The sequence below is a fragment of the Nocardia huaxiensis genome, assembly GCF_013744875.1.
GTDB classification, from domain to species: domain Bacteria; phylum Actinomycetota; class Actinomycetes; order Mycobacteriales; family Mycobacteriaceae; genus Nocardia; species Nocardia huaxiensis.
Genome location: NZ_CP059399.1, coordinates 7,902,774 through 7,923,367 on the forward strand (window position 1 = coordinate 7,902,774; position 20,594 = coordinate 7,923,367).

At 69.1% G+C, this 20,594-nt stretch carries 19 protein-coding genes; 12 read left to right on the top strand and 7 right to left on the bottom strand.

Going from position 1 to position 20,594, the window contains the following annotated elements; all coding sequences use genetic code 11:
* Positions 1–160 precede the first annotated feature (160 nt).
* Positions 161–1,738 carry a 2OG-Fe(II) oxygenase gene (locus H0264_RS36195; protein WP_244976315.1) on the bottom strand — a complete coding sequence of 526 codons (1,578 nt, stop codon included), beginning with the start codon at positions 1,736–1,738 and terminating at the stop codon, positions 161–163.
* Positions 1,739–1,815: 77 nt separating this feature from the next.
* Here H0264_RS36195 and H0264_RS36200 point away from each other — a divergent pair, with 77 nt between their 5' ends.
* The gene (locus tag H0264_RS36200) at positions 1,816–2,412 is read left to right on the top strand and encodes a phosphoribosylanthranilate isomerase (RefSeq protein ID WP_181581698.1); all 597 of its coding nucleotides are present in this window, start codon (positions 1,816–1,818) and stop codon (positions 2,410–2,412) included.
* 67 nt (positions 2,413–2,479) lie between these two features.
* Complete coding sequence (locus tag H0264_RS36205) at positions 2,480–2,848, top strand: nuclear transport factor 2 family protein (RefSeq protein ID WP_181581699.1); 369 nt, start codon at positions 2,480–2,482, stop codon at positions 2,846–2,848.
* A gap of 3 nt (positions 2,849–2,851) precedes the next feature.
* Here H0264_RS36205 and H0264_RS36210 read toward each other — a convergent pair whose 3' ends face one another.
* Complete coding sequence (locus H0264_RS36210; protein WP_181581700.1) at positions 2,852–4,951, bottom strand: catalase; 2,100 nt, start codon at positions 4,949–4,951, stop codon at positions 2,852–2,854.
* 131 nt (positions 4,952–5,082) lie between these two features.
* On the opposite strand from H0264_RS36210, the gene rplL reads away from it, so the two are divergent.
* On the top strand, positions 5,083–5,466 hold the full coding sequence (gene rplL, locus H0264_RS36215) for a 50S ribosomal protein L7/L12 (protein ID WP_181581701.1): 384 nt from the start codon (positions 5,083–5,085) through the stop codon (positions 5,464–5,466).
* Here rplL and H0264_RS36220 read toward each other — a convergent pair.
* Positions 5,453–6,019 carry a TetR/AcrR family transcriptional regulator gene (locus H0264_RS36220; RefSeq protein ID WP_181581702.1) on the bottom strand — a complete coding sequence of 189 codons (567 nt, stop codon included), beginning with the start codon at positions 6,017–6,019 and terminating at the stop codon, positions 5,453–5,455. The two genes, rplL and H0264_RS36220, sit on opposite strands and share 14 nt — an antisense overlap.
* A gap of 100 nt (positions 6,020–6,119) precedes the next feature.
* Between H0264_RS36220 and H0264_RS36225 the strand changes: the two genes are divergently transcribed.
* From H0264_RS36225 to H0264_RS36235, 3 genes are all read left to right on the top strand, one after another.
* Positions 6,120–6,554: a DoxX family protein gene (locus H0264_RS36225; RefSeq protein ID WP_181581703.1), complete on the top strand. Its 435-nt coding sequence runs from the start codon at positions 6,120–6,122 to the stop codon at positions 6,552–6,554.
* 93 nt (positions 6,555–6,647) lie between these two features.
* A complete protein-coding gene (locus H0264_RS36230; protein ID WP_220139912.1) occupies positions 6,648–7,937 on the top strand; it encodes a KamA family radical SAM protein in 1,290 nt (429 codons plus the stop codon).
* 101 nt (positions 7,938–8,038) lie between these two features.
* Positions 8,039–8,212 (top strand): hypothetical protein, encoded by a 174-nt coding sequence (locus H0264_RS36235; protein ID WP_181581705.1) that lies wholly within the window; start codon positions 8,039–8,041, stop codon positions 8,210–8,212.
* A gap of 1 nt (position 8,213) precedes the next feature.
* On the opposite strand, the gene H0264_RS36240 is transcribed toward H0264_RS36235, so the two are convergent.
* Complete coding sequence (locus tag H0264_RS36240; RefSeq protein WP_181586092.1) at positions 8,214–9,755, bottom strand: nicotinate phosphoribosyltransferase; 1,542 nt, start codon at positions 9,753–9,755, stop codon at positions 8,214–8,216.
* Positions 9,755–10,603, bottom strand: coding sequence for a phosphoribosyltransferase family protein (locus H0264_RS36245; protein WP_181581706.1), 849 nt, complete (start codon positions 10,601–10,603; stop codon positions 9,755–9,757). The genes H0264_RS36240 and H0264_RS36245 overlap by 1 nt, the downstream gene beginning before the upstream one ends.
* A 110-nt stretch (positions 10,604–10,713) precedes the next feature.
* Here H0264_RS36245 and H0264_RS36250 point away from each other — a divergent pair, with 110 nt between their 5' ends.
* The gene (locus H0264_RS36250) at positions 10,714–12,090 is read left to right on the top strand and encodes an amidase (protein ID WP_181581707.1); all 1,377 of its coding nucleotides are present in this window, start codon (positions 10,714–10,716) and stop codon (positions 12,088–12,090) included.
* On the opposite strand, the gene H0264_RS36255 is transcribed toward H0264_RS36250, so the two are convergent.
* Positions 12,029–13,075 carry an LLM class flavin-dependent oxidoreductase gene (locus H0264_RS36255; protein ID WP_181581708.1) on the bottom strand — a complete coding sequence of 349 codons (1,047 nt, stop codon included), beginning with the start codon at positions 13,073–13,075 and terminating at the stop codon, positions 12,029–12,031. The genes H0264_RS36250 and H0264_RS36255 overlap by 62 nt on opposite strands.
* Positions 13,076–13,166: 91 nt before the next feature.
* Here H0264_RS36255 and H0264_RS36260 point away from each other — a divergent pair, with 91 nt between their 5' ends.
* Both H0264_RS36260 and H0264_RS36265 read left to right on the top strand, forming a co-directional pair.
* A complete protein-coding gene (locus tag H0264_RS36260) occupies positions 13,167–14,732 on the top strand; it encodes an adenylate/guanylate cyclase domain-containing protein (RefSeq protein WP_181581709.1) in 1,566 nt (521 codons plus the stop codon).
* 137 nt (positions 14,733–14,869) lie between these two features.
* Positions 14,870–16,171, top strand: coding sequence for an MFS transporter (locus tag H0264_RS36265; RefSeq protein WP_181581710.1), 1,302 nt, complete (start codon positions 14,870–14,872; stop codon positions 16,169–16,171).
* Here the strand turns inward: H0264_RS36265 and H0264_RS36270 are convergent.
* Positions 16,072–17,400 (bottom strand): serine hydrolase domain-containing protein, encoded by a 1,329-nt coding sequence (locus H0264_RS36270; RefSeq protein WP_181581711.1) that lies wholly within the window; start codon positions 17,398–17,400, stop codon positions 16,072–16,074. The two genes, H0264_RS36265 and H0264_RS36270, sit on opposite strands and share 100 nt — an antisense overlap.
* 180 nt (positions 17,401–17,580) lie before the next feature.
* Here H0264_RS36270 and H0264_RS36275 point away from each other — a divergent pair, with 180 nt between their 5' ends.
* The 3 genes from H0264_RS36275 to H0264_RS36285 all read left to right on the top strand — a co-directional run bounded on the left by H0264_RS36275 (position 17,581) and on the right by H0264_RS36285 (position 20,584).
* Complete coding sequence (locus tag H0264_RS36275) at positions 17,581–18,948, top strand: hypothetical protein (RefSeq protein ID WP_181581712.1); 1,368 nt, start codon at positions 17,581–17,583, stop codon at positions 18,946–18,948.
* Positions 18,945–19,370 (top strand): FixH family protein, encoded by a 426-nt coding sequence (locus H0264_RS36280; RefSeq protein WP_181581713.1) that lies wholly within the window; start codon positions 18,945–18,947, stop codon positions 19,368–19,370. Before H0264_RS36275 ends, H0264_RS36280 begins: the two co-directional genes overlap by 4 nt.
* Positions 19,371–19,441: 71 nt before the next feature.
* Positions 19,442–20,584 (top strand): hypothetical protein, encoded by a 1,143-nt coding sequence (locus tag H0264_RS36285; protein WP_181581714.1) that lies wholly within the window; start codon positions 19,442–19,444, stop codon positions 20,582–20,584.
* The last annotated feature ends 10 nt before the right edge of the window (positions 20,585–20,594 follow it).

Below are 20,594 nucleotides of genomic sequence, written 5' to 3' on the forward strand. Positions count from 1 at the left end.
GTGGTCCTCCAGCATCATTGCTTCGCGTGACCGATCTCACCTGCCCGGTCATTACCGAACAGCTCATCGCATACGAGAGCCGCGCGCTATCGGCAGACCGCCGAGGCTGGAGGCGGGTGCTAGTGCATATGCACTATTCGAGCGACCGGCCGGTCACGCTTCACGGGGAGAGCAGTGGCAGTGTGCCAAACACCGAGGATTTCCGCAGCGAAAAGGCCCCACGTCGGATAGGGCGGGCACTGCTCTCCCACACCCGCACGGTCCCGTCGTAGGACGCGCTGGCCACCCGCCCGTCCGGCAGCGCGGCCAGCCCGCGCACGAAATCGTCATGCCGATGCACGGCCAACCGACCCACACCCCGCCACACCCGGACCGCCCCGTCCTCCCCACCGCTGGCGACCCGCCCATCCGGCAACACCACAACCGCGCACACCGCGCCGATGTGCGCCCGCCACGCCACCCGATCCCGCCACCCGGAAGCCGTTGCCTCCCACCGCCGCAACCAGCCCCCGGCGTCGCCGGTGATCACCGCACCGCCCGTATCGACGGCAAGCGCCCGCAACGCGTACGGCGTCCACGCCGCGTCCTCCATCCCCGAGGCATTCCGCCACCGCAGGCTGCCATCCTCACAAGCCGCGAAAACACGGTCACCGATCGAGGCCAGCCCCCACACCCAACTGCCCACCGCCCATTCGTGGCCGGGCGCGGCGGGCGAGCCTCGCAGGGACCACCACCGAACGTGGCCGTCTGCGCCGCCGCTGAGGATTCGGTTGTCCGGCAGCGCTTTCAGGCTCAGGACAGCGCCGTCGTGACAGCCGACCGTGCGGGGCGTGCCGTGCTGCCATGCGCGGATTGCGCCCGCACGGCAGCCGCTCACCACGATGCCGTCGTCGAGGGCGAGCAGGGCGGTGACCGAGCTGTCGTGGCCGCGCAGAACGTGGTGTGGCGCATAGCCGTTCGGGGTGCGATCCCAGATTCGCACGGTGCGGTCGCGAGACGCGGAGGCCAGCGCGCCGCCGGGTAGGGCCACCACGCTCCAGACGTAGCCGTCGTGGCCGCGCAGGATGTGCTCGGTTGCCGTCGAGCCGGTTTCACCGGTTTCCAGGTCGTCGAGGGCGGCGGTTTCGCGCTCGTAGAGGACGTCGGTGCGCATCACCCACTTGGTGCCCGCGGTGACCGGTTCGCCGGTGTGCCAGAGGGCGTGATCGAATACCACGATGGTGCCGCGTTCGGGGCGGATGTCGCCCAGGACGGGCGAGCGGGGGTCGCCGTTGGCGTGGAATCGGGTTGTGCCGCCGGTGAATTCCGTCTCGTCGTTGAGGTAGATCATGCAGGTGAGGCGGGAGACGACGGTGGCGCTGCGGGCGTGCGCGCCGTCACGGTGGATGCCGAAGCGCTGGCCGTCGCGGTAGCGGCAGTAGCGGAAGCGCTCGTTCAGGCCGTGTAGTCGCCAGACCACGCCGTCGGCTTCGATGCGCTGTGGCAGCAGGGTGCAGATCCGCGCGTAGAGGGCGTCCGCCAAGGCCGGGTCGTCGCGGACCAGGCGGTCGTTGTCCCGATAAGACGGCGGGTAGTGCGCACCGGTGGGACCGAATCCGGCGGCGGTGGCGGTGTCGATGACGCGCGCGCATTCGGCGGCGTCCAGCACCCCGCGCAGCAGAAAGCAGATGCGCCCGCTCGCGTCGCCGATCCCGTTCTCTACCTTGATGATCGGAGCCGCCGGCGGATCTGCAAACATCACCTAGTTCAGCCTGGGGCGGCCGGTGATGTCAACCGCCTGCACGCAGTTCCGGCCAGGTTGCGTAGGGTTTCGCTATGTTCGTGAAGCTGTGCGGCCTGCGCACCGAGCAGGATGTGGCCGTCGCCGTCGAGGCGGGCGCCGACGCCGTGGGATTCGTATTCACCACCAGCCCACGGCAGATTCCCGTCGAAGAAGTCCGGCAGCTGCTCGAGGGCGTCCCGCCGCACGTGCTCTCGGTCGGCGTGGTCCACGGTATTTCCGCGGCCGAGGCCGGCGAACTCGCCGAGGCGGCGGGCGTGGACGCCCTCCAACTGCACGGCGACTACCCCCGCACGGCCTTCGCGGAACTGTCCGGCCTGCGCCTGCTCCGTGCCACCTCCCTCACCCCCGAAACGGACATCCACACCGGCGCCTACGGCGAGGAGTGGCTGCTCCTGGACTCCCCCGTCGCGGGCTCCGGCGAACGCTGGGACCTCGCGGCCCTGCACATCGCCCCACCGACCGGCCAATGGCTGCTCGCGGGCGGCCTGTCCCCCGACAATGTCGCCGAAGCCATCGCGGCCGCGCGCCCCTGGGGCGTCGACGTGTCCAGCGGCGTGGAATCCAGCCGCGGCGTGAAGGATCACGGCCGCATGCGCGAATTCGTCGCCGCAGCACGGGCGCAGCGGTGATACGGGCACAGCCGTGACGGAACGCCGCTGATTGACAGCCGCCCGGCACAGCGAGAACCATTGCGGCATGGCAGGCTTCGATCGCTCGCTCGATCAACTGATCGACACCTACTGTGCGGCGTGGAGTAATCCCGATCCGGCGCATCGGCGCAAGCTCATGGGCGAGGTGCTCACCGAGACGGCCACCTACACCGACCCGACCGTCCACACCGCCGGCATCGCGGAATTGCTCGCCCATATAGACATCGTGCTGGCCCGTCGCCCCGGCGCGACCGTGGTGCGCACCAGCCGCGTCGATACCCATCACGGCCTGGCCCGCTTCTCCTGGCACGTCGTGCAGAGCGATGGCGAGGCGCTGCCCGACGGCCTGGACCTGGTCGAACTCGCCGAGGACGGGCGCATCCAGCGCATCATCGGCTTCTTCGGGCCGCTCTAGCCGTCAGGCGGGCACGTGAGCGGTGGCACGCTGCCAGATGCGGTGGCGGGCAAGCAGTTCGGCGAAGGTCGTGGTGAATTCCTCCAGGGTGTCGCCGCCGTCGGATCCGGCCAGCACCACCCCGTCCGCTTCGGCGAGCTGCCCGTACGGCGGGATGTCATCGGCGAGACGCACGCCGCGCAGCACGGCGGCTCCGCCGCCCAGCGCCCCGATCGGCTTGCCGTGCTTGTACGCCTCCAACAGGAAGTGCAGCACGAACCCGTTGCCGGACAAGGCTTTCGCGGCCTCGTCCCCGCCCGCGACGACGACGGCGTCGTAGAGCACCGAGGCGGTGGTGGGCAGGGCGCGGTCCACCGTCAGATCGCCGCCATCGGCGCCGCGCACCTGCCCACCGTGCGGTGCGAGTACCTCCGGCACCGCATCGCGCTCCATGAACAACGCGCGCAGGCGTTCGACACCGGGCGCGTCCACCCCGTCCTCGGTCAGAATGGCGATCTTGCGGGTCGCGATCGAATCCACCGGCATCGCCAGCTGTGACAGCGCCGGGGAGACCGGCACCTGCTCGGGTTCTCCGGGCGGATTCGGCGGCGGCATACCGAGTTTCGCCGCGACCCGGGTGGCCAGCACCGGATCCACCCGCACCAGATGCTCGAGCACGTGGGCGCGAATGGCGGGCGTCTCGACCTTGCCGAGTTCGAAGCCGAAGGCGTCGACGATATGGTCGGCCTCGGGTGCGGACATGCTGCGCCAGAACATGCGCGGCTGCCGATAGTGGTCGGCGAAACTCTCGGCCCGTTTGCGAACGGCGGTGCCGGACACCGTTTGCGGATAGTGCCGGAAGCCGCCGTCGCCGAGTGCGGGGCAGCCACCGCCGAGGCTGTTGACCGTGTAACTCGCCCGCCCCTGCGGAATCGCGTGCTGCCCGTACCCGTCCTGCTGATGGTTGCGCACCTCGGCGACCGGCCGATTCACCGGCAGCTGGGCGAAATTCGGCCCACCCAGCCGAATCAGCTGGGTGTCGAGATAGGAGAAATTGCGCAGTTGCAGCAGCGGATCGTCGGAGAAGTCGATGCCCGGCACCAGATTCGCGGTGTGGAAGGCGACCTGCTCGGTCTCGGCGAAGAAGTTTTCGGGATTGCGGTCGAGCACCAGCCGACCCACCGGCTGCACCGGAACCTGTTCCTCGGGGACGATTTTCGTGGCGTCCAGCAGGTCGAAGTCGAAGTCGTGTTCGCGTTCCTCCGGAATCAGCTGCACCCCGAGCTCCCACTCCGGATACTGCCCGGCCTCGATGCTCTCCCACAGATCACGCCGGTTGAAATCCGGGTCGCGCCCGGCGATCTGCTGGCATTCGTCCCAGATCAGCGAGTGCACCCCCAGCTTCGGCGTCCAGTGGAATTTGACGAATGTGCTTCGGCCCCCGGCATTCACGAGCCGGAAGGTGTGCACCCCGAACCCCTGCATCATGCGGTAGCTGCGCGGCAGCGCTCGATCCGACATGAGCCACAGAATGGCGTGCAGCGTCTCCGGCTGCATGGCCACGAAATCCCACAGGGTGTCGTGTGCCGACGCCGCCTGTGGAATCTCATTGTGCGGCTCGGGTTTCACCGCGTGCACGAAGTCCGGGAACTTGATGCCGTCCTGAATGAAGAAGACCGGGAAGTTGTTGCCGACCAGATCGTAATTTCCCTGTGCTGTATAGAATTTGGTGGCGAATCCGCGCACGTCGCGCACGGTGTCCGCCGAGCCGCGCGATCCGGCCACGGTGGAGAAGCGCACGAACACCGGCGTCCGCACCTGGGGATCGATCAGGAATTGCGCGACGGTGTGCGCCGACAGCCGGCCGTCATAGGGCTGGAAATACCCGTAGGCCCCGGCCCCGCGCGCGTGCACCACCCGCTCCGGTATCCGCTCATGATCGAAATGCGTGATCTTCTCGCGCGCATGGAAATCCTCCAGCAGGGTCGGCCCCCGCTCCCCTATGCGCAGCGCATTGTCGGTGTCGTCGACTCGGACGCCCTGCTGGGTGGTGAGCCGGCCGTGTTCACGGTCGACCCGGTGGGCTTGCAGCTGTTCCTGTTTGGGATCGCGGTCCGTGCTCATATAACCCTGCCTCCAATCACCGGCACCTGTGCACACACAGCCCGCTTACCCGGTCACTCGAAGCTCAATCGCGTACCACCGGGAACGGCGTAACCTGGAGAGATCCCGTTTGGCGTAGCAGGGGAATGATCATGGCCAAGATGACGATCGATGAATTGCTCGATGTGTTCAAACAGATGACCCTGCTCGAGCTATCGGAATTCCTGAAGGCGTTCGAGGAACAGTTCGGCGTGACGGCGGCGGCGCCGGTGGCCGTCATGCCCGCCGTCGACGCCGGTCCCGCCGAAGCCGCCGAGGAGCAGAGCGAATTCGATGTGATCCTGGAATCCTTCGGGGACAAGAAGATTCAGGTCATCAAGGCCATGCGCGAGGTGATTCCCGGCCTGGGTCTCAAGGAGGCCAAGGATCTGGTCGAAGCCGCGCCCAAGGCGGTGCTGGAGAAGATCGAGCAGGGCCCGGCCGAGACCGCGAAGCTCAAATTGGAGGCGGCCGGCGCCCGCGTCAGCCTGCGTTGAGCTCCACCGCGGCGAGCATGCCGCGCGCGAGCTCTTCCGGATCCGCGCCACCCAGCTCGGAGCCTTCCAGCGCGCCCTCGCGCCACAGTGACGCGAACCCGTGCACCAGCGACCAGGCGGCCAGCCGAGCCGCGCGTTCACCCTGCGTGGAAACACCGAGTTCGCTGACACCGCTGCGCAATTCGCGCCCCGACAGCTCTCGCGCGGCCGCCAGCCGTTCGTCGTCGGCGCGCAGCAGCTCCCGCCGGAACATGACATCGAAGTGTCCGGGATAGCGCCGCGCGAATCGAATGTAGGCGACCGCGACCTCTCGGAAATCGCCTGCGGCGGAGCGTAGTTCGTCGGCGAGCAGCCCGTGCCCCTCGATGGCGAGCTCGGTGAGCAGCCCCTGCCGGTTCCCGAAGTGGTGCGCGGGCGCCGCGTGCGAGACCCCCGCGCGCTGCGCCAGCGCCCGCAGCGAGATCGAGTCCACGCCCTCGGCGGCCACCTGTTCGGCCGCGGCGTGCAGCAGCGTGGCTCGCAGATCCCCGTGGTGATACGCGCTCTTGGTCATGCCCCCAATCCTCGACCACAATCTAGACGTTGACAAGTTTAGCAGGTCACCCTTATCTTGCCAGTGTCAAGATCCACCGCCACCGCTTCAGGAGCCCCTCATGGCACCGCTCATCGTTCTCCTCGTCGTCACCGGCTCGACCCGCCTCGCAGGGTGGCTCGGACTCACCGACTGGCTGGATTCCTGGCCGCACGCCGCCCGCCTCGGCCTGGCCGCCATGTTCCTGCTCACGGCCAGTGCGCACTTCCTGCAGCCGCGCCGCAATGCCCTCATCGCCATGCTGCCGCCGCGGCTGCCCGCACCCGCCGCCCTGGTCACGCTCACCGGCGTACTCGAAACAGCCGGAGCGGTCGGCCTTTTGATCCCGTTCTTCGCACCCGCGGCCGCCCTCTGCCTGGCGGTCCTGATGGTGGTCATGTTCCCGGCCAATGTGCACGCCGCCCGCTCGGGTCAGGGCATCAAGACCATGCCGCTACCGTTGCGCACCGTCGTCCAAATCGTGTTCATCGGGACCTGTGTCCTGGCGGCATTCTGAGAACCTCCGGGCCTCGCGCCCGTCACAATGGACACAGATCGCTACGCCGCGACCGGAATCCGTACGTGCGCAAGGGCAAAGGGGTCGATGCTCATGGCACCGGTCAGCTCCCGTCCCCGCTTCTATCACGCGGCACACCTGGACGCCCTCACCGCCCGGGCCGGACTCTCGGCCCGGGAACGGCTGAGAACCCGGGCCGCCGCGACCGTACTCCCCTTCCACGTCAACGACTACGTGATCGACGAGCTCATCGACTGGGATTCCGCCCCGGACGATCCCATCTACCGGCTCGTCTTCCCACTGCCCGAGCTGCTGCCGGCCGAGTACACCGAACTGCTCGTCCGGCTGCTGCGGCGCAATGCGTCCACCGATGAGATCCACAGCGCCGCAAAGGCAATCCTGCACAAGCTCGACCCGTACCCGATCGGCCGGCCGGATTCGAACATCCCCATGCTGAATGGTGAACGCCTGCACGGGATCGCACACCGATACCCCGAGACCGTGCTGTTCTGCCCGAGCCAGGGCCGCAAGAACTCCGCCCGCGACATCGACCGGCTCACCACCTACCTGCGCGCCCACCCGGCCGTCACCGATGTGCTGCTCACCGGCGGCGACCCCATGGCCCTGTCGGCGGACTCCCTGTCCCGCTGCGTGATTCCGCTGCTGACGGCCCCCGGACTCGGCCACATCGAGTCGATCCGCATCGCCACCCGCTCGCTGGCCCACTGGCCCGCCCGCTTCCTCTCCGCCCCCGATACCGGCGAGCTGCTACGACTGTTCGATCGCATCGTGGACAGCGGCCGGAATCTGGCCATCCTGGCCCGCTTCACCCATCCCCGCGAACTGCGCACCGACCTGGCCGCCCAGGCCGTCCGCCAGCTCCTCGGCACCGGTGCGAGCATCCGCACCCAGGGCCCGATCGTCCACTCGGTCAACGACTCTCCCGAGATCTGGGCCGAAATGTGGCGCACCCAAACCCGAATGGGCATGGTGCCCTACTACGCCTTCGTCGAACGCGAGACCGGTCCGCGCGAATACTTCGAGGTCCCGCTCGTGCGCGCACACCAGATCTTCACCACCGCCTACCGCGCGGTCTCCGGCCTCTGCCGCACCGTGCGCGGCCCGGTCATGTCCACCGGGCCCGGCAAGGTCGTGCTGGACGGCATCCCCCGCATCCACGGCCACCGCTACCTGTCGTTGCGCCTGCTGCAATGCCGGGACCCGGACCTGGTGAACCTGCCGTTCCTGGCCCAATACGACCAGGCCGCGCGTTGGCTCGACGATCTGAGACCCGCATTGGGCACCGCGCATCAGCCGCCCTGGCCCCTGCTGCTCGGCACACAGATCTCACCCCCGCGTAACAATCCGGCCGCATCGTGGTGAGTTCATGGATACGACGCGCTGATCGCCCCGAAAATCGGGAACTCATCTCGCGAGAGATGTGCGTGCAAAGGGGCACAGCGCGTAGGACCGAGGAGGCCGTCATGGACGAGCGAGTTTGTGTCGATTGCTGGCGCCGGGACAATCTCACCTTCGTGCAACGCCTGGACCCGGCCTTCGTGAAGCCCGGACCGGTACACCGGTGCGCCATTCACAAGGCCTACCACGAGCAGCTGCACGGCGAGGGTGGCGGCGAATCCACCCAGCGCGCAGCATGATTCAGCGCTCTGCCGGGATCCGGCCGAGTTCGGCGACCGGCAGGCCGGTGTAGTTCCGCGCGAGTTCGGTTGCCGCCGAACGGGGCTGCGCACGCAGCCGCGCCCGGATCGCGGCGAACCCCTCGCGGCGCAGGAACTCACCGTCCCGCCACACCTCCGCCAGTTCGCTCGCCGCCTCCTGCTCGGGCGTGGCCTGCTGCTGGACGTACAGCTCGCCCGCGTCGTCGCGCAGCACCGCCAGCCGTCCGCGCGCCGAGCGCTTGGTGCCCGAATCGGTGACCGGATCCTTGAAGATGTCGCGCCCCCGCCCGTCGATCTCCACATAGGTGGCCTTCACCGCCGAGGAGAAGGTGTCGCGGGTGACGTACTGATAGGTGTACGACCCGACGCCGAAAACCACTGTGGTGGAGACGAATCCCAGGCTCGCCAGCCGGGCGGTGATGGCGTCGGCGCGATCGTGGGTGATCGAATCGCCGTAGATGACACCGACATGCGGGTCCAGCACCCGGTAGCCGGCCTCGTTCACGGTGCCGCCGAAGGTCTCCCACAGCAGTCGCACCACGCCGCGTCCGGCGGGGCTGTCGTCGATCCCGGTCCCGCACAGAATGGTCTCCGGATCGCCCGAGTCGGGCCGGATCACCAGGGTGCCGTCGCGGCCCATGATGCGCTCGCGCAGGGCGGGCAGGGTTTCGGTCAGCACCCGCCACAGGTCGAAGGTGTCGCTGACCACCGACACGATGCCGTTCGGGTACAGCTCCAGCAGTCGCCGGTAGGTGTCGTCCTCCGATTCCCGGGTGCCCGCGCACATGACCGAATGTTCGGTCGCCGCAACGGAAGCCAGGATCGGCTCGCCCGAGTCGTCGGGGTAGAAGTAGCGGATCCAATCCTCCGACACCAGCGAATCCGAGCCGGTGAACGACAGCAGGTGTGCCGCGCCCGACGCGGCGGCCGCCTCCAGGCCGGGCATGCCGCGGAAGGAGAAGTCGTGGCCTTGGAAGTCCACGGCCGCGCTCGGCGCACCGGTGGCGCGGGCGCGCTCCTCCAGCAGCCGGCGCAGCCGCCAGGCGGTGGTGGCCGAGGTGGACGGTTGCCAGACGGCCGCCGACAGCGCGGTCTCGATGTAGTTGGTCAGCCAGAAGAAGTCCGGGTGGGTGTTCTCCACGGTCAGCACCGGCACCTTGATCGGGACGGCCGTCCCCTCCGGCAGCGAGCGGATCGACAGCGGCAGGTAGCCCAGTGCGTGCAGGGCGCGAATGTGCGCACTGCCAATGACATTCGGTCCCACGACGGCGGTGACGCGGCGCTCGTACTCGGCGCACACCTGCTCGACGTCGGCGGCGAAGAAGCGGCCGAAGGCGTCGGTCAGCACATCCTGGATGAAGGCTTGCAGACCGAAGTGCACGACCTGGCCGACACCGGGGATGCGCGAGGCGCGGTGGGTCAGATTGGAGTACACGCGGGTGGTGCCCGGCGGGTACTGGCGGCGGTGGTCCAGCTTGTAGGCGTCGGTCAGGAACAGGGGGTCGACGATATTGCGAAACATCACAGGATTCCTTGTGTGAGAGCGTGTTCGACGATGTCGGTCACGGAGATCAGGTCGAAGTGGCGGGCGGCGGCCCGCGCGCCGGGATGGGAGTCGGTGGTGTAGATCCGCGCGAAGGGCGCGAGATTGGCGGCCAGGCGGGGGCCGCCGGAGAAGACACCGTGGGTGACCCACAGGTCCACCCGTTCGGCGGCCGAAAATTCGCCTGCCGCAGCCAATCCGGCGAAGGTGCCGCCGCCGTCGCACACATCGTCGACCACGAGGGCGCGCCGACCGGCGACCAGCGCGGGGTCGAACTCGAAACCGCCCAGCTTCCCGGTCGCGGGGTCGCGCCGCTTGCGGCCGTGGCCCACCGGCAGCCCGCCCAGCGCCGCGGCAACCTCGGCCGCCCGGCCGGCCGCGCCTTTGTCGGGGGCGACGACCAGGTCGTAATCGGCCGGTACGGCAGCGGAAACCAGAGTGCCGAGCGGGATTTCGGCCGTCTTGATCCCGGTCAGCTGCTGCTTCGCGAGCTCGGAATGGATATCGGCGTAGATCAGCTCGTCGGCGAAGGCCCCGATGACTGCCGCGTAAACCTTTGCGCCACAGGGCACATCACGATCGGTCCGGGCGGCCGGAGTGTAGGGCATGAGCACCCGTGCCGCGTGTCCGTGATGGCGAACCAGATCGGCCCACATACCCAGGGCCAGCAGGTCGTCCGGGAATCCGCCGCGCACCACCGCGAAGCGCTCGGCGCGCGGGTCGAACTCCGATCCCGGCTTCACGAACCACTCCCCACCCGGGAAGCGCATGAACTCGACATCATCGGGCCGGGCCCCAGAGTCGGTTCGCACCATCGCTTCGATCATGCGACCACCGTAGCATGGTTTTAGTAGATCTGACTAAAACTTTTTTTCAGGCCCTGAGCTGCGACACTGAATCCGGTCGCGATTCCGAATCCAGGGGGAGGAGTTCGACGATGACAGTCGAACAACCCAAGATCGCCCACCTCGGCCTCGGCGAGATCCGACGAGCCCTCATCGGCAGGCGGATCACCGCCACCCAGCTGGTGGCCGAGACGCTCGAAAGGATCGAAGCCGCCCAGGCCACCCTCAATGCGTTCCGGCGCATCCGCCGCGACGCCGCCCTGATCGAGGCGCGCGAGTCCGATCGGCGCATCGCCGCCGGTGCGACCGCTCCCCTGCTGGGCGTTCCCATCGCCATCAAGGACGATGTCGATATCGCCGGTGAGCCAACGGCATTCGGCTGTGGCGGCGAACTGCCGGCCAAGTCGGAGGATTCCGAGGTGGTGCGCAGGCTCCGGGGCGCGGGCGCCATTGTGGTGGGCAAGACCAACACGCCCGAACTCGGCGAGTGGCCGTTCACGCACGGAGATGCCTTCGGGCACACCAGGAATCCGTGGCAGCTCGAGCACACCCCGGGCGGCTCCTCCGGCGGGAGCGCGGCGGCCGTCGCGGCGGGTCTCGTGCCCGCCGCGCTCGGCTCGGACACCGGCGGCTCCATTCGCATCCCGGCCGCCTGGACCAATCTGGTGGGTATCAAGCCTTCTCGCGGCCGGGTGCCCGCGCCTCCGGTCGATGCGTACGGGCTGACCGTCATCGGCCCGCTGGCGCGCACGGTGTCCGATGCCGCTCTCGTCCTGGATGTGCTCGCCGACTCCGGCGAAACCTTCTCCGCCGCAGCCACTCACGATCCCGGATCGCGGCGGATCGCGCTGTCGCTGGCCATCCCGTACACGCCATTCCCGGCGACGCTGTCCCCGCCGGTCCGCACCGCGGTGCAAGCCGTGGCCGAGGCGCTGCGCGACCTCGGGCACCGGGTCACGGCCGCCGATCCCGCCTACGATCCGCGCCTGATCCTGTGCTGGGGCACGCGCTCGGGGCGAGGCATCGCGGAGGCTTTCGACAGTCTCGGGCCCGGAGCCCGCATCGACGCCCACACCCGCTGGAATGTGCGTATGGGCCGCCCGGGAGCACTCGCCGCCCGGGTCGCTCAGCAGCGGGTGGAACCGATCCTGGCGCGGCGCATCGGGCGCATCTTCGACGAGGTGGATCTGATTCTCGCCCCCACCACCGCGACTCCCCCGCCGGCGATCGATGTCATCGACAGCGCAAGCACTTTCACCGCCTATCGCGCGGCCATCGCGACCAGTCCCTACAACTTCCCGTGGAATACCCTGGGCTGGCCCAGCATCGCCGTCCCCGCCGGATTCACCGCCGACGGACTACCTCTCGGCGCTCAGCTCATGGGCGGACCCGACAGCGAAGCGCTGCTCATCTCCGTTGCGGCGCAGCTGGAATCGCGTCTCCAATGGCATCGGCGCCGGCCAGGTTGAGCGCCTCGGCCAGTCGGCGGTGCGAGTCGAGGCGGGCCGCGCGGTCGTACGTGCTGGTGTGGACCAGGATTTCGTCGGCACCGGTGCGATCCACCAGCGATTCGAGTGCGGGCAGGACCACCTCCTCCGGACCGTGGATGTGGCCGCGCATGGACTCATCGAAGATCCGGCGCTGACGGTCGGTCATCGTCAGAGCCTCGATGCGCTCGGGTGGGAGCAGCGGCGGGAACTCACCCTGGGTGCGGGAGTACGCGGCGGACCACGCTTCCGGCATGAGCAGCCGGCGCGACTCCGCCACGGTGTCGGCGACGACCACCGAGCTGGAGACGATCACGTACGGTGCGGCCGACCAGGCGCTGGGCCGGAAGTCGTTGCGGTACCGGGTGATCGACTCGATCATGGCGGCCTCGGTCGGGAAGGCCGCGATCACCAGCGGCAGTCCGAAGCGGGCCGCGCGCGCCGCACCGGAACCGGTGGCCAGCAGGTAGGCCGGAATGTGCAATCCCTCGGCGGGCCAGGCGTGTACGCCGCTGCGGCCCTTGGTGACGAAGTCGAGCAGTTCGCTCAACTGCGCGTCGAAATCCTCGGCGTCGCGCTTGTCATGTCCGAGCGCACGGCGCACCCCGTCGGTGAATCCGACCGAACGCCCCAGACCCATGTCGATGCGCCCCGGATACAGCGACTCCAGCACCCCGAACTGTTCGGCCACCACCAGCGGCTGATGATTCGGCAGCATCACCCCGCCGGTGCCCACCCGAATATGCCGGGTCGCGGCGGCGACGCCCGCGGCCAGCACCGTCGGCGCGGACCCTGCCACGCCCGGGACGCTGTGATGCTCGGACACCCAGAAGCGGTGATACCCCCACTGTTCGGCGAGCTGCCCGAACTCGACGGTTTCGCGCAGGGCTTCGGGATACGCCTGATCCTGTCGCACGCGTGACCGGTCGAGGATGGAGTAGGGGATCGCCTGCGGTGCCGTGCTCATATCTGCTGCCAACGTTCCCGGCGGCGGTTGATTCCACCCGCCCGGCCAGGTCGTTCGCCGCCTCCGGGTGATCTCCCCATAGGCTGCGATCATGGTCGACAGTGATGTGACGCCCGCCGCACTGGGCGCGTCCCCCTTCGGGTCGCGCCTGCTCGGCCCCGCCGACGAGGGTGCGACGACGCGGCGGCTGCGTCTCCAACTGCTGCTGACTGTGCCCCTGCTGCTGGCGAACATGACCGGTGTGGCCGTCGCCGCCGTCCTGATCGGGCTGGTGCTGCCCGGCCCGTCCATCTTCACCCGCGAGCTGGTGCTGCTGAATTTCGTCGCCACCCCGATCTACGTGTGCACCGCGATCGTCGCCGGTTTCGGCTGGGGCACGGTCTGGGGGATGCGCACCCTGCGCTGGGCCACCGACCCCGACCATGTGCCCACCGAGGCCGAGCAGACCGCCGCCACCAGCGTGCCGCGCCGCCTGGTGGTGCACCAGGCCCTGCTGTGGTTCGGCGGCATGGCGGTGCTGACTCCGCTGTACGCCCTGCATGATGCCGCCCTGTCCCCGAAGCTGATCCTGGGCATCGGTTTCAGCGCAATCGTGGTGTGCACCAACAGTTATCTCATCGCCGAGTTCGCCCTGCGCCTGGTGACGGCCCGCGTCCTCACCGCCGCCACCACCCGCCGCCGCCGCGGCCTCGGCGTCTTCGGCCGCTCCCTGCTGGTCTGGATGCTGGGTTCGGTCACCCCCGTGGCCCTGCTCATGACCATCGGCATCCTGGCCCTGGCCGGCATGGACATGAGCATCGACCGCCTGGCCGTGTGCATCCTGTCCCTCGGCGGCGCCGCCCTGGTCTTCGGCCTCATCCTCATGACGCAAACCCTCGCCGCCACCGTCGCCCCCATCCGCGGCGTCCGCAATGCCATGCGCCGCGTCGAGGACGGCGACCTCGACGTGGCGGTCACCGTCTACGACGGCACCGAATTGGGCGAACTCCAAAGCGGTTTCAACCACATGGTCGCCGGCCTGCGTGAACGCGAGAAGATTCGCGACCTCTTCGGCCGCCACGTGGGCGACGACGTGGCCGCGGCCGCGCTGGCGCGCAACCCCGAACTGGGCGGCGAAGAGGTCGAAGCCGCAGCCCTTTTCATCGACATCATCGGCTCCACCACCATGGCCTCCACCCGCCCCGCCCCCGAGATAGTCACCCTCCTCAACGAGTTCTTCGCCATCGTCGTCGACGAGGTGGAACGCCACGGCGGCCTGGTCAACAAGTTCGAAGGCGACGCCGCCCTCGCCATCTTCGGCGCCCCCGCCCCGCACCTCGACGCCTCCGGCGCCGCTCTCTCCGCCGCCCGCGCCATCCACACCCGCCTCGCCACCACCACGAACAAATTCGAAGCAGGCATAGGCGTGGCAGCCGGTCGCATGGTCGCCGGCAACGTAGGCGCCCACCGCCGCTACGAATTCACCGTCATAGGCGACGCCGTCAACGAAGCAGCCCGCCTCTGCGAACTGGCCAAGCAGGACGAATCCCGAGTCCTCGCCTCCGCCACCGCCCTGACCTCCGCCGACCCTCTCGAGGCCGACCACTGGAAACTCGGCGAATCGGTAACCCTCCGAGGCCGTCTCACCGAAACCCACCTGGCCCGCCCCCGCGACTGACCCGGATCGGGGCCTTCGGTCAGCCACCGGTGCCGGGTGGCGGGAATCGGCCGAACCAATAGGTCAATATGTGCACATCTGCGCACTCGTTGTAATGTGGGCGAGGTGCGGACAGGATGGCGGCCCGAGGAGCGCAGATGATCGAAATATTGCGGCACCGGGCGTTCCTGCGATTGTTCGCCGCTCAGGTGGTGGCCCTGGTGGGAACCGGTCTATTGACGGTGGCATTGGGGCTGTTGGCCTTCGAGCTGGCGGGGAGCGATGCCGGGGCGGTGCTGGGGACCGCGTTGGCCATCAAGATGGTGGCTTATGTGGGGGTGGCGCCCGTCATGGCGGCGGTTACGGAGCGGGTGCCCCGGCGGGCGCTGCTCGTGTCGGCGGATGTGGTGCGGGCTGCGATTGCATTGACATTGCCGATGGTGGGAGAGGTTTGGCAGATCTATGTGCTGATTTTTCTCCTGCAAGCCGCCTCGGCCACGTTCACGCCGGCGTTTCAGGCGGTGATTCCGTCGGTGCTCGAGCGGGAAGAGGACTACACGCGGGGGCTGTCGCTGTCGCGGTTGGCGTATGACCTGGAGGCGTTGCTGAGTCCGATGCTGGCGGCCGGACTGCTCACGGTGATGAGCTTTCACATGCTGTTCGTCGGAACCGCGGCCGGGTTCGTGGGATCGGCGTTGCTGGTGGTGGGCACGCGACTGCCGAGGACGATGACGGGTGAGCGGGAGATCCCATTGGGGCACAGGATCACTCGTGGCGTGCGGTTCATGTGGCGGCGGCCGGTGCTGCGGGGGCTGCTGGCCATGAACATGGCGGTCGCGGCGGCTACCGCGCTGGTCATTGTGAATACCGTTGTGTACGTGCGGGATCTGCTCGGCGGAACGAATACCGGGGTGGCGGTGGCGCTGGCCTGCTTCGGGGCGGGGTCCATGGTGGTGGCGATCGCGGTGCCGCGGGTGCTCAGCGCGGTCGGTGATCGGCGGCTCATGCTGACGGGATGCGCGGTGCTGCCGGTCGGGCTGCTCGGGGCGGCGGTCGTTCCCGGGCTGCACGCTACGGCGGCGCTGGGGTGGATGGTGTTGGCGCCGTTGTGGATTGCGCTCGGCGCGGGGACCTCCATGGTGAACACACTGTCGGCGCGCCTGCTCCGCGAGCAGTCCACCGAGGAGAACCGGGCGGCGGTGTTCACGGCGCAGTTCTCGCTGTCGCATGCGTGCTTCCTGCTCACCTACCCGATCGCGGGGTGGGTGGGAGCCGAGAAGGGTCAGCTCGCAGCGGCTTTGGTGTTGGCAGCGCTGGCTGCGGGGGCCGCAGTGACGGCCGCCCGGGTGTGGCCCGCCGGCTACCGGTCGCGAATGGCGGGGGCGGTGGGGACGGCGGGGAGGCAGGCCAGGATGAAGCAGCCGGCGGGCCAGCCCGCGAATGGCGCGGCCAGGGGATGATCCAGGCAGGTCAGGACGGTGCAGCCGGGGTAGGCGGCGCGGCCGAGACCCAGGGCGCCCAGGGCGATCTCGGGGTCGATGAGTTTGCCCAGGTCGGGCAGGGCGTTGGCGTCCGGGGAGGGGACTCGGGGCGCCGTGGGGGTCAGGTCGAAGGCGTCGGCGAGCATGCGGAAGAAGGTTTGCTGGAGTTCGCCGTCGTCTTCGAGGACGCCCTGCACGCCTTGACCGGGAGTGCCGCCGCCCAGGCCGGTCCAGGAGACCAGCAGGTTCAGGTCGGGGATCATGTAGTTGGTTTGCAGGAGCCAGCCGGTCATGGCGGAGATCTCGCCGGGGAAACCGTCGAAATCGCCTGAGCAGCCATTGCTTCCGATGGCCAGCAGGAAGCCGTAGCAGTTCTGGCGTTCGGGGGTGCGGGCCATGGCCAGGTAGTCGGCGGAGATGACGGTGGTGTCGTTCCAGCGGCCCTCGTTGAGGGTGAGCAGGCCGAGTTTGGCGAAGTCGTCGGGCGGCATGAGCAGGTGGGCGTAGCCGTAGGTGTGGCCGGAACGGTCTCGCGCCCAGTGGTAGTCGCCGGACCGGATGCCGAGCGGGCCGAAGACGCGGCGCTGCGCGTAGTCCTGGAAGTCGGCGCCCACGGCCTGCTGGATCACGTAGACCAGCAGGTCCACGGCGCGCTGACTGTAGGTGGGGCCGGTGCCGGGCGGGAAGGCGAACGGCACCGCGAGGGCTTGGGCCACCACATCGGGGTCCACGGGCAGGGTCAGCCCCTCGGCGATCACGGAATTGCGCAATCCCGAAGTCTCGGTGAGCAGATCGCGCACGGTGATGGCGCGATGCTCGATATCGCCGAGGCCGTGCGGCAGGTAGAGGTCGATGGGCGCGTCGATATCGAGCAGCCCGTCGGTGTAGGCCGCGCCCGCGATGAGCGACACGACGCCCTTGGTGGCGCTCCACAGATTCCAGGCGATGCCGCCGTCGCGCTCATGCGTCGGACCGACGGCGACCAGGCAGTTGTTGCGGTAGATCTGGATGTCGAGGCGCTGCCGGGCGGCAGCGAAGGCGACCGCGTCGGCCACCAGCTGCGGATTGAGACCCACCTCCTCGGGGGTGGCGGTCTCCGGCGCGCGACCGCTGGACGGTGCGCACCGCTTCTCACCCCAGGGCGGATCGACGGGATCGGCGAACGCCTGCGGGGCCGCAGCCGCCAGCAGCACAGCCAGCACCGACATCAAGACCCGGAATATCCCCCCGGCGGGTCGCCTCCCTCGCACGAAGGCAGGCTATCAGCCGTTCGCGAATGAAACATGTTGCGCGGCAGGCGGTACTCACGGTCGCAGTTTTTCGGTAGGTTCGGAGTAGTGCAGCCGCCGACGACCGATCGCCTCCGCAGCAGGTGCCGTACGGCGGGCGTGTTCAGCACCGTTCTGCTCGCAGTATTTCTGCTCGCCGGTGGGACGGCACGGGCGGACGGGATGGCGGCGGGGGCCGATCTGATGGTGGCGCAATCACTGGGCGAGCGGGAGCTGACGGTGATCGTGCGGCGGGCCCAGCCGGTGCCCGGCCCACTGCGGGTGGAGATCGTCAGCCACCGGGGATCGCCTGCGGGGCGGCTCACGCTCACCGCCGCCCCCACCGATCGAATCGGCGAGAGCTCCTCGGCCACAGTCGATCTCACCGAACAGCCGGGCATCCACCCGGCCACGCTGCGGGTGGACGGCTCCGGTCCGTGGGAGTTGACGGTCTCCGATGGCCAACGAACGGGCAGGATCCCGTTCCTGGTCGCCGCACCACTGGTAATGCCTTGGGAGCGTGCGGCTTACGGCGGATTCTTCGCCGCCGGTGTGCTGCTGGTGGTGTCGCTCGGCACCGCCCTGGTCTCCAAACGCGGCCGGGTGACGCTGCTGCCCGTCGGCGCGATGGTGGCGGCGGTGGCGGTCGGCGTCACCGGGTCCATCCTGTCCGCGAGCGCACCCCTGCCGCGCGCGGCGGGCAGCCTGATCGATCCGACCTCGGGCAATATCGACGACCCGTACCCCGAGCGGGACCTGCCGCTGACCACGAATTACTCACGGCCACCGGTGAACTGGACGCTGCGGGCGCAGGCGAACGAGGTGACGCTGTCGCTCACCGACGCGGCCACCGGCAGGCCCGTCGACGACCTGCTGGTCAATGACGACGCGCTGTTGCACCTCATGGTGGTCGGCCCGGACGGCGGGTTCTGGCACCGTCATCCGGTGCGCACCGCCCCCGGTGAGTACCGGGTTCTCCTGCCGCTCACAGCATCCGGCGACTACGCCTTCGCCGCCGAGATCGCGCGCCGGGGCGGCGGGACACAGCTGCTGCGCGCGGGGTTGCCGATCACCGCGGTCCCCGTCACCGCTGCTCCGCCCACCGGTACAGGCGAACTCACGACAACCACCCTGCTCGCCGGCAAACCCGGAACGCTCACAGCGCATTTCGGCGGCACCGCCGACCTGCAACCCTGGCTCGGCATGATCGGCCACCTCATCGCCGTGGGCCCCCTCCCCGCCGACACCCCCACCGGCGCCGCCGCGGCCACCGCCCCCATCTGGGTGCACGCCCACGCCATGCCGCCCCCGCCCGCTCCGGGCTCCCAGCCCCCGGACGAGTCCGTGGCCGTCTACGGCCCGGATGTCGCCTTCACCCATACGTTTCCACTGCCGGGCCGCTACCTGGTGTGGGCCCAGGCCGAACGCGGATACGCCGTGCTGACCGTGCCCGCCACGGTCGAAGTCACAGCGGAAGGAACGCCATGACGCTTCGACGGGGAGTCCTCGCGGTCGCGCTCGCCGTGATCGCGGTGATCGTGGCCTGGTGGCTGTGGCCCAGCGCCGCAACACAATCCCCGCGCATGACCGCCGGCCCCTACCTGGTCCGACTGACTGTCAACGACGGCTCGCACACCAGCGGCGGAGCGCACACCGGTGACAATGCCGTCGACCTCGAAATCACCGATCACGCGGGCAATCCCGTGGCTCCGGACCAGGTCGCCGTCGAACCCGCCATGCCGCAGATGGGTCACGCCGTGCCCCCGGCCGCCGCGGAACCGATCACCCCGGGCCGCTACCGCGCGACAGTGAATCTCCCCATGCCCGGCCAATGGGAGATCGCCGTGGACCTGTCCGGCCCCGAAGGCAGCGGCCGCGCGACTTTCGCCGTGCAAGCGAAAGCCGACTGACACCAGCACAGCCAACCCACAGGCAGCCGAACATCCTGCAGGTCAACCGAAAAGAACAGTCAGGAGCAGCCATGGACCTCACTGCCTCCGGCGGGAGCAGCACCACGCGCGTCGCCACCGCCACCCGCGCGAGTATCAAGCCGTGGGTTCCCGCGTCGATCCTGTTCGCCGCCAATATGCTCTGGGCGGTCGGCGCGACCTGGGACATCCAGTGGCACGCCGATGTCGGCCCGGACACCTTCTTCACGGTGCCGCACCTGTTCATCTACGCCAGCGCCGCCGTCGCCGGATTCGCCGCGCTGGCAGTCATTCTCACCACCACTGCGGCCGGGCGCGCGGGCCGCGCGGTTGATCCCGAACTGGGCGGCCCGGGCATCGCCGTCTTCGGCCGCACCTTCACCGCCCCGCTCGGATACCTGGTGGCGAGCCTGGGCGCGGCATCGTTCCTGCTGTACGGCCTGTGGGATCTGTGGTGGCACAGCATCTACGGCTTCGACGCGGTGATCGACTCGCCGCCGCACATCGGCCTGTTCCTGTCCAGCACACTGACCTCGGTGGGCACGGTGATCGTCTTCGCCTCCGCCCGCAGACAAGCGTGGGGTGAGATCGGCGCGCTGGTCTGCCTCGGGCATCTGCTGACCTCGAGTACCGTGACCGCCCTGGCGGTTTCGCAGCTGAATGCCGGGACCGTGCGCTGGACGACCGTGGTCACCGCGTTCATGACCCTCATGCTCCTGATGTCGGGCGCGGCCTTCCGCCGCTTCGGGGCCACCATCGTGGCGGCCACCGCCTCGGCCATGCAGGGCGCGTTCTGGCTGTTCGCCCCGTGGGCCGCGCACGCCTACGCCGACGCGGTGGGATTGCCGGTGCGCGACAATCTGCGCGGCATTCCGGTGACGCCCGCCCTGGTGCCGTTGTGCCTGATCCCGCTGGGCCTGGTCATGGACCTGCTGCTGCGCCGGGCCCGCCCCGCGTCGCGGCTGCTGCCCACGCTGGTGGGCGGTTTCGGCGGCGCGGTGATCGCGCTGTGCGCGCCCTGGCAGACGATTCTCATCTACGGTTCCCGCCCGCTGGTCGTGGACGCCATCGTGTCCACCGCTGCGCTGGCGGCCCTGTTCGGTTGCGTCGGAGGCTATTTCGGCTGGGGCTTCGGCGGCATGCTGCGGCTCACCGCCCCCGGACAGTCCGCCCCGGCGCAGGAGGTGCGCGCGTGAAATCCCGGCT

Bases quoted from the DNA above. Each gene is read 5' to 3' on its own strand.
- rplL (WP_181581701.1), top strand. From the start codon at position 5,083: ATGGCCAAGATGACGATCGATGAATTGCTCGATGTGTTCAAACAGATG.
- H0264_RS36230 (WP_220139912.1), top strand. From the start codon at position 6,648: ATGGCACCGGTCAGCTCCCGTCCCCGCTTCTATCACGCGGCACACCTG.
- H0264_RS36250 (WP_181581707.1), top strand. From the start codon at position 10,714: ATGACAGTCGAACAACCCAAGATCGCCCACCTCGGCCTCGGCGAGATC.
- H0264_RS36225 (WP_181581703.1), top strand. From the start codon at position 6,120: ATGGCACCGCTCATCGTTCTCCTCGTCGTCACCGGCTCGACCCGCCTC.
- H0264_RS36270 (WP_181581711.1), bottom strand. From the start codon at position 17,400: ATGTCGGTGCTGGCTGTGCTGCTGGCGGCTGCGGCCCCGCAGGCGTTC.
- H0264_RS36265 (WP_181581710.1), top strand. From the start codon at position 14,870: ATGATCGAAATATTGCGGCACCGGGCGTTCCTGCGATTGTTCGCCGCT.
- H0264_RS36200 (WP_181581698.1), top strand. From the start codon at position 1,816: ATGTTCGTGAAGCTGTGCGGCCTGCGCACCGAGCAGGATGTGGCCGTC.
- H0264_RS36240 (WP_181586092.1), bottom strand. From the start codon at position 9,755: ATGTTTCGCAATATCGTCGACCCCCTGTTCCTGACCGACGCCTACAAG.
- H0264_RS36235 (WP_181581705.1), top strand. From the start codon at position 8,039: ATGGACGAGCGAGTTTGTGTCGATTGCTGGCGCCGGGACAATCTCACC.
- H0264_RS36205 (WP_181581699.1), top strand. From the start codon at position 2,480: ATGGCAGGCTTCGATCGCTCGCTCGATCAACTGATCGACACCTACTGT.
- H0264_RS36195 (WP_244976315.1), bottom strand. From the start codon at position 1,738: ATGTTTGCAGATCCGCCGGCGGCTCCGATCATCAAGGTAGAGAACGGG.
- H0264_RS36280 (WP_181581713.1), top strand. From the start codon at position 18,945: ATGACGCTTCGACGGGGAGTCCTCGCGGTCGCGCTCGCCGTGATCGCG.
- H0264_RS36255 (WP_181581708.1), bottom strand. From the start codon at position 13,075: ATGAGCACGGCACCGCAGGCGATCCCCTACTCCATCCTCGACCGGTCA.
- H0264_RS36210 (WP_181581700.1), bottom strand. From the start codon at position 4,951: ATGAGCACGGACCGCGATCCCAAACAGGAACAGCTGCAAGCCCACCGG.
- H0264_RS36245 (WP_181581706.1), bottom strand. From the start codon at position 10,603: ATGATCGAAGCGATGGTGCGAACCGACTCTGGGGCCCGGCCCGATGAT.
- H0264_RS36260 (WP_181581709.1), top strand. From the start codon at position 13,167: ATGGTCGACAGTGATGTGACGCCCGCCGCACTGGGCGCGTCCCCCTTC.
- H0264_RS36220 (WP_181581702.1), bottom strand. From the start codon at position 6,019: ATGACCAAGAGCGCGTATCACCACGGGGATCTGCGAGCCACGCTGCTG.
- H0264_RS36285 (WP_181581714.1), top strand. From the start codon at position 19,442: ATGGACCTCACTGCCTCCGGCGGGAGCAGCACCACGCGCGTCGCCACC.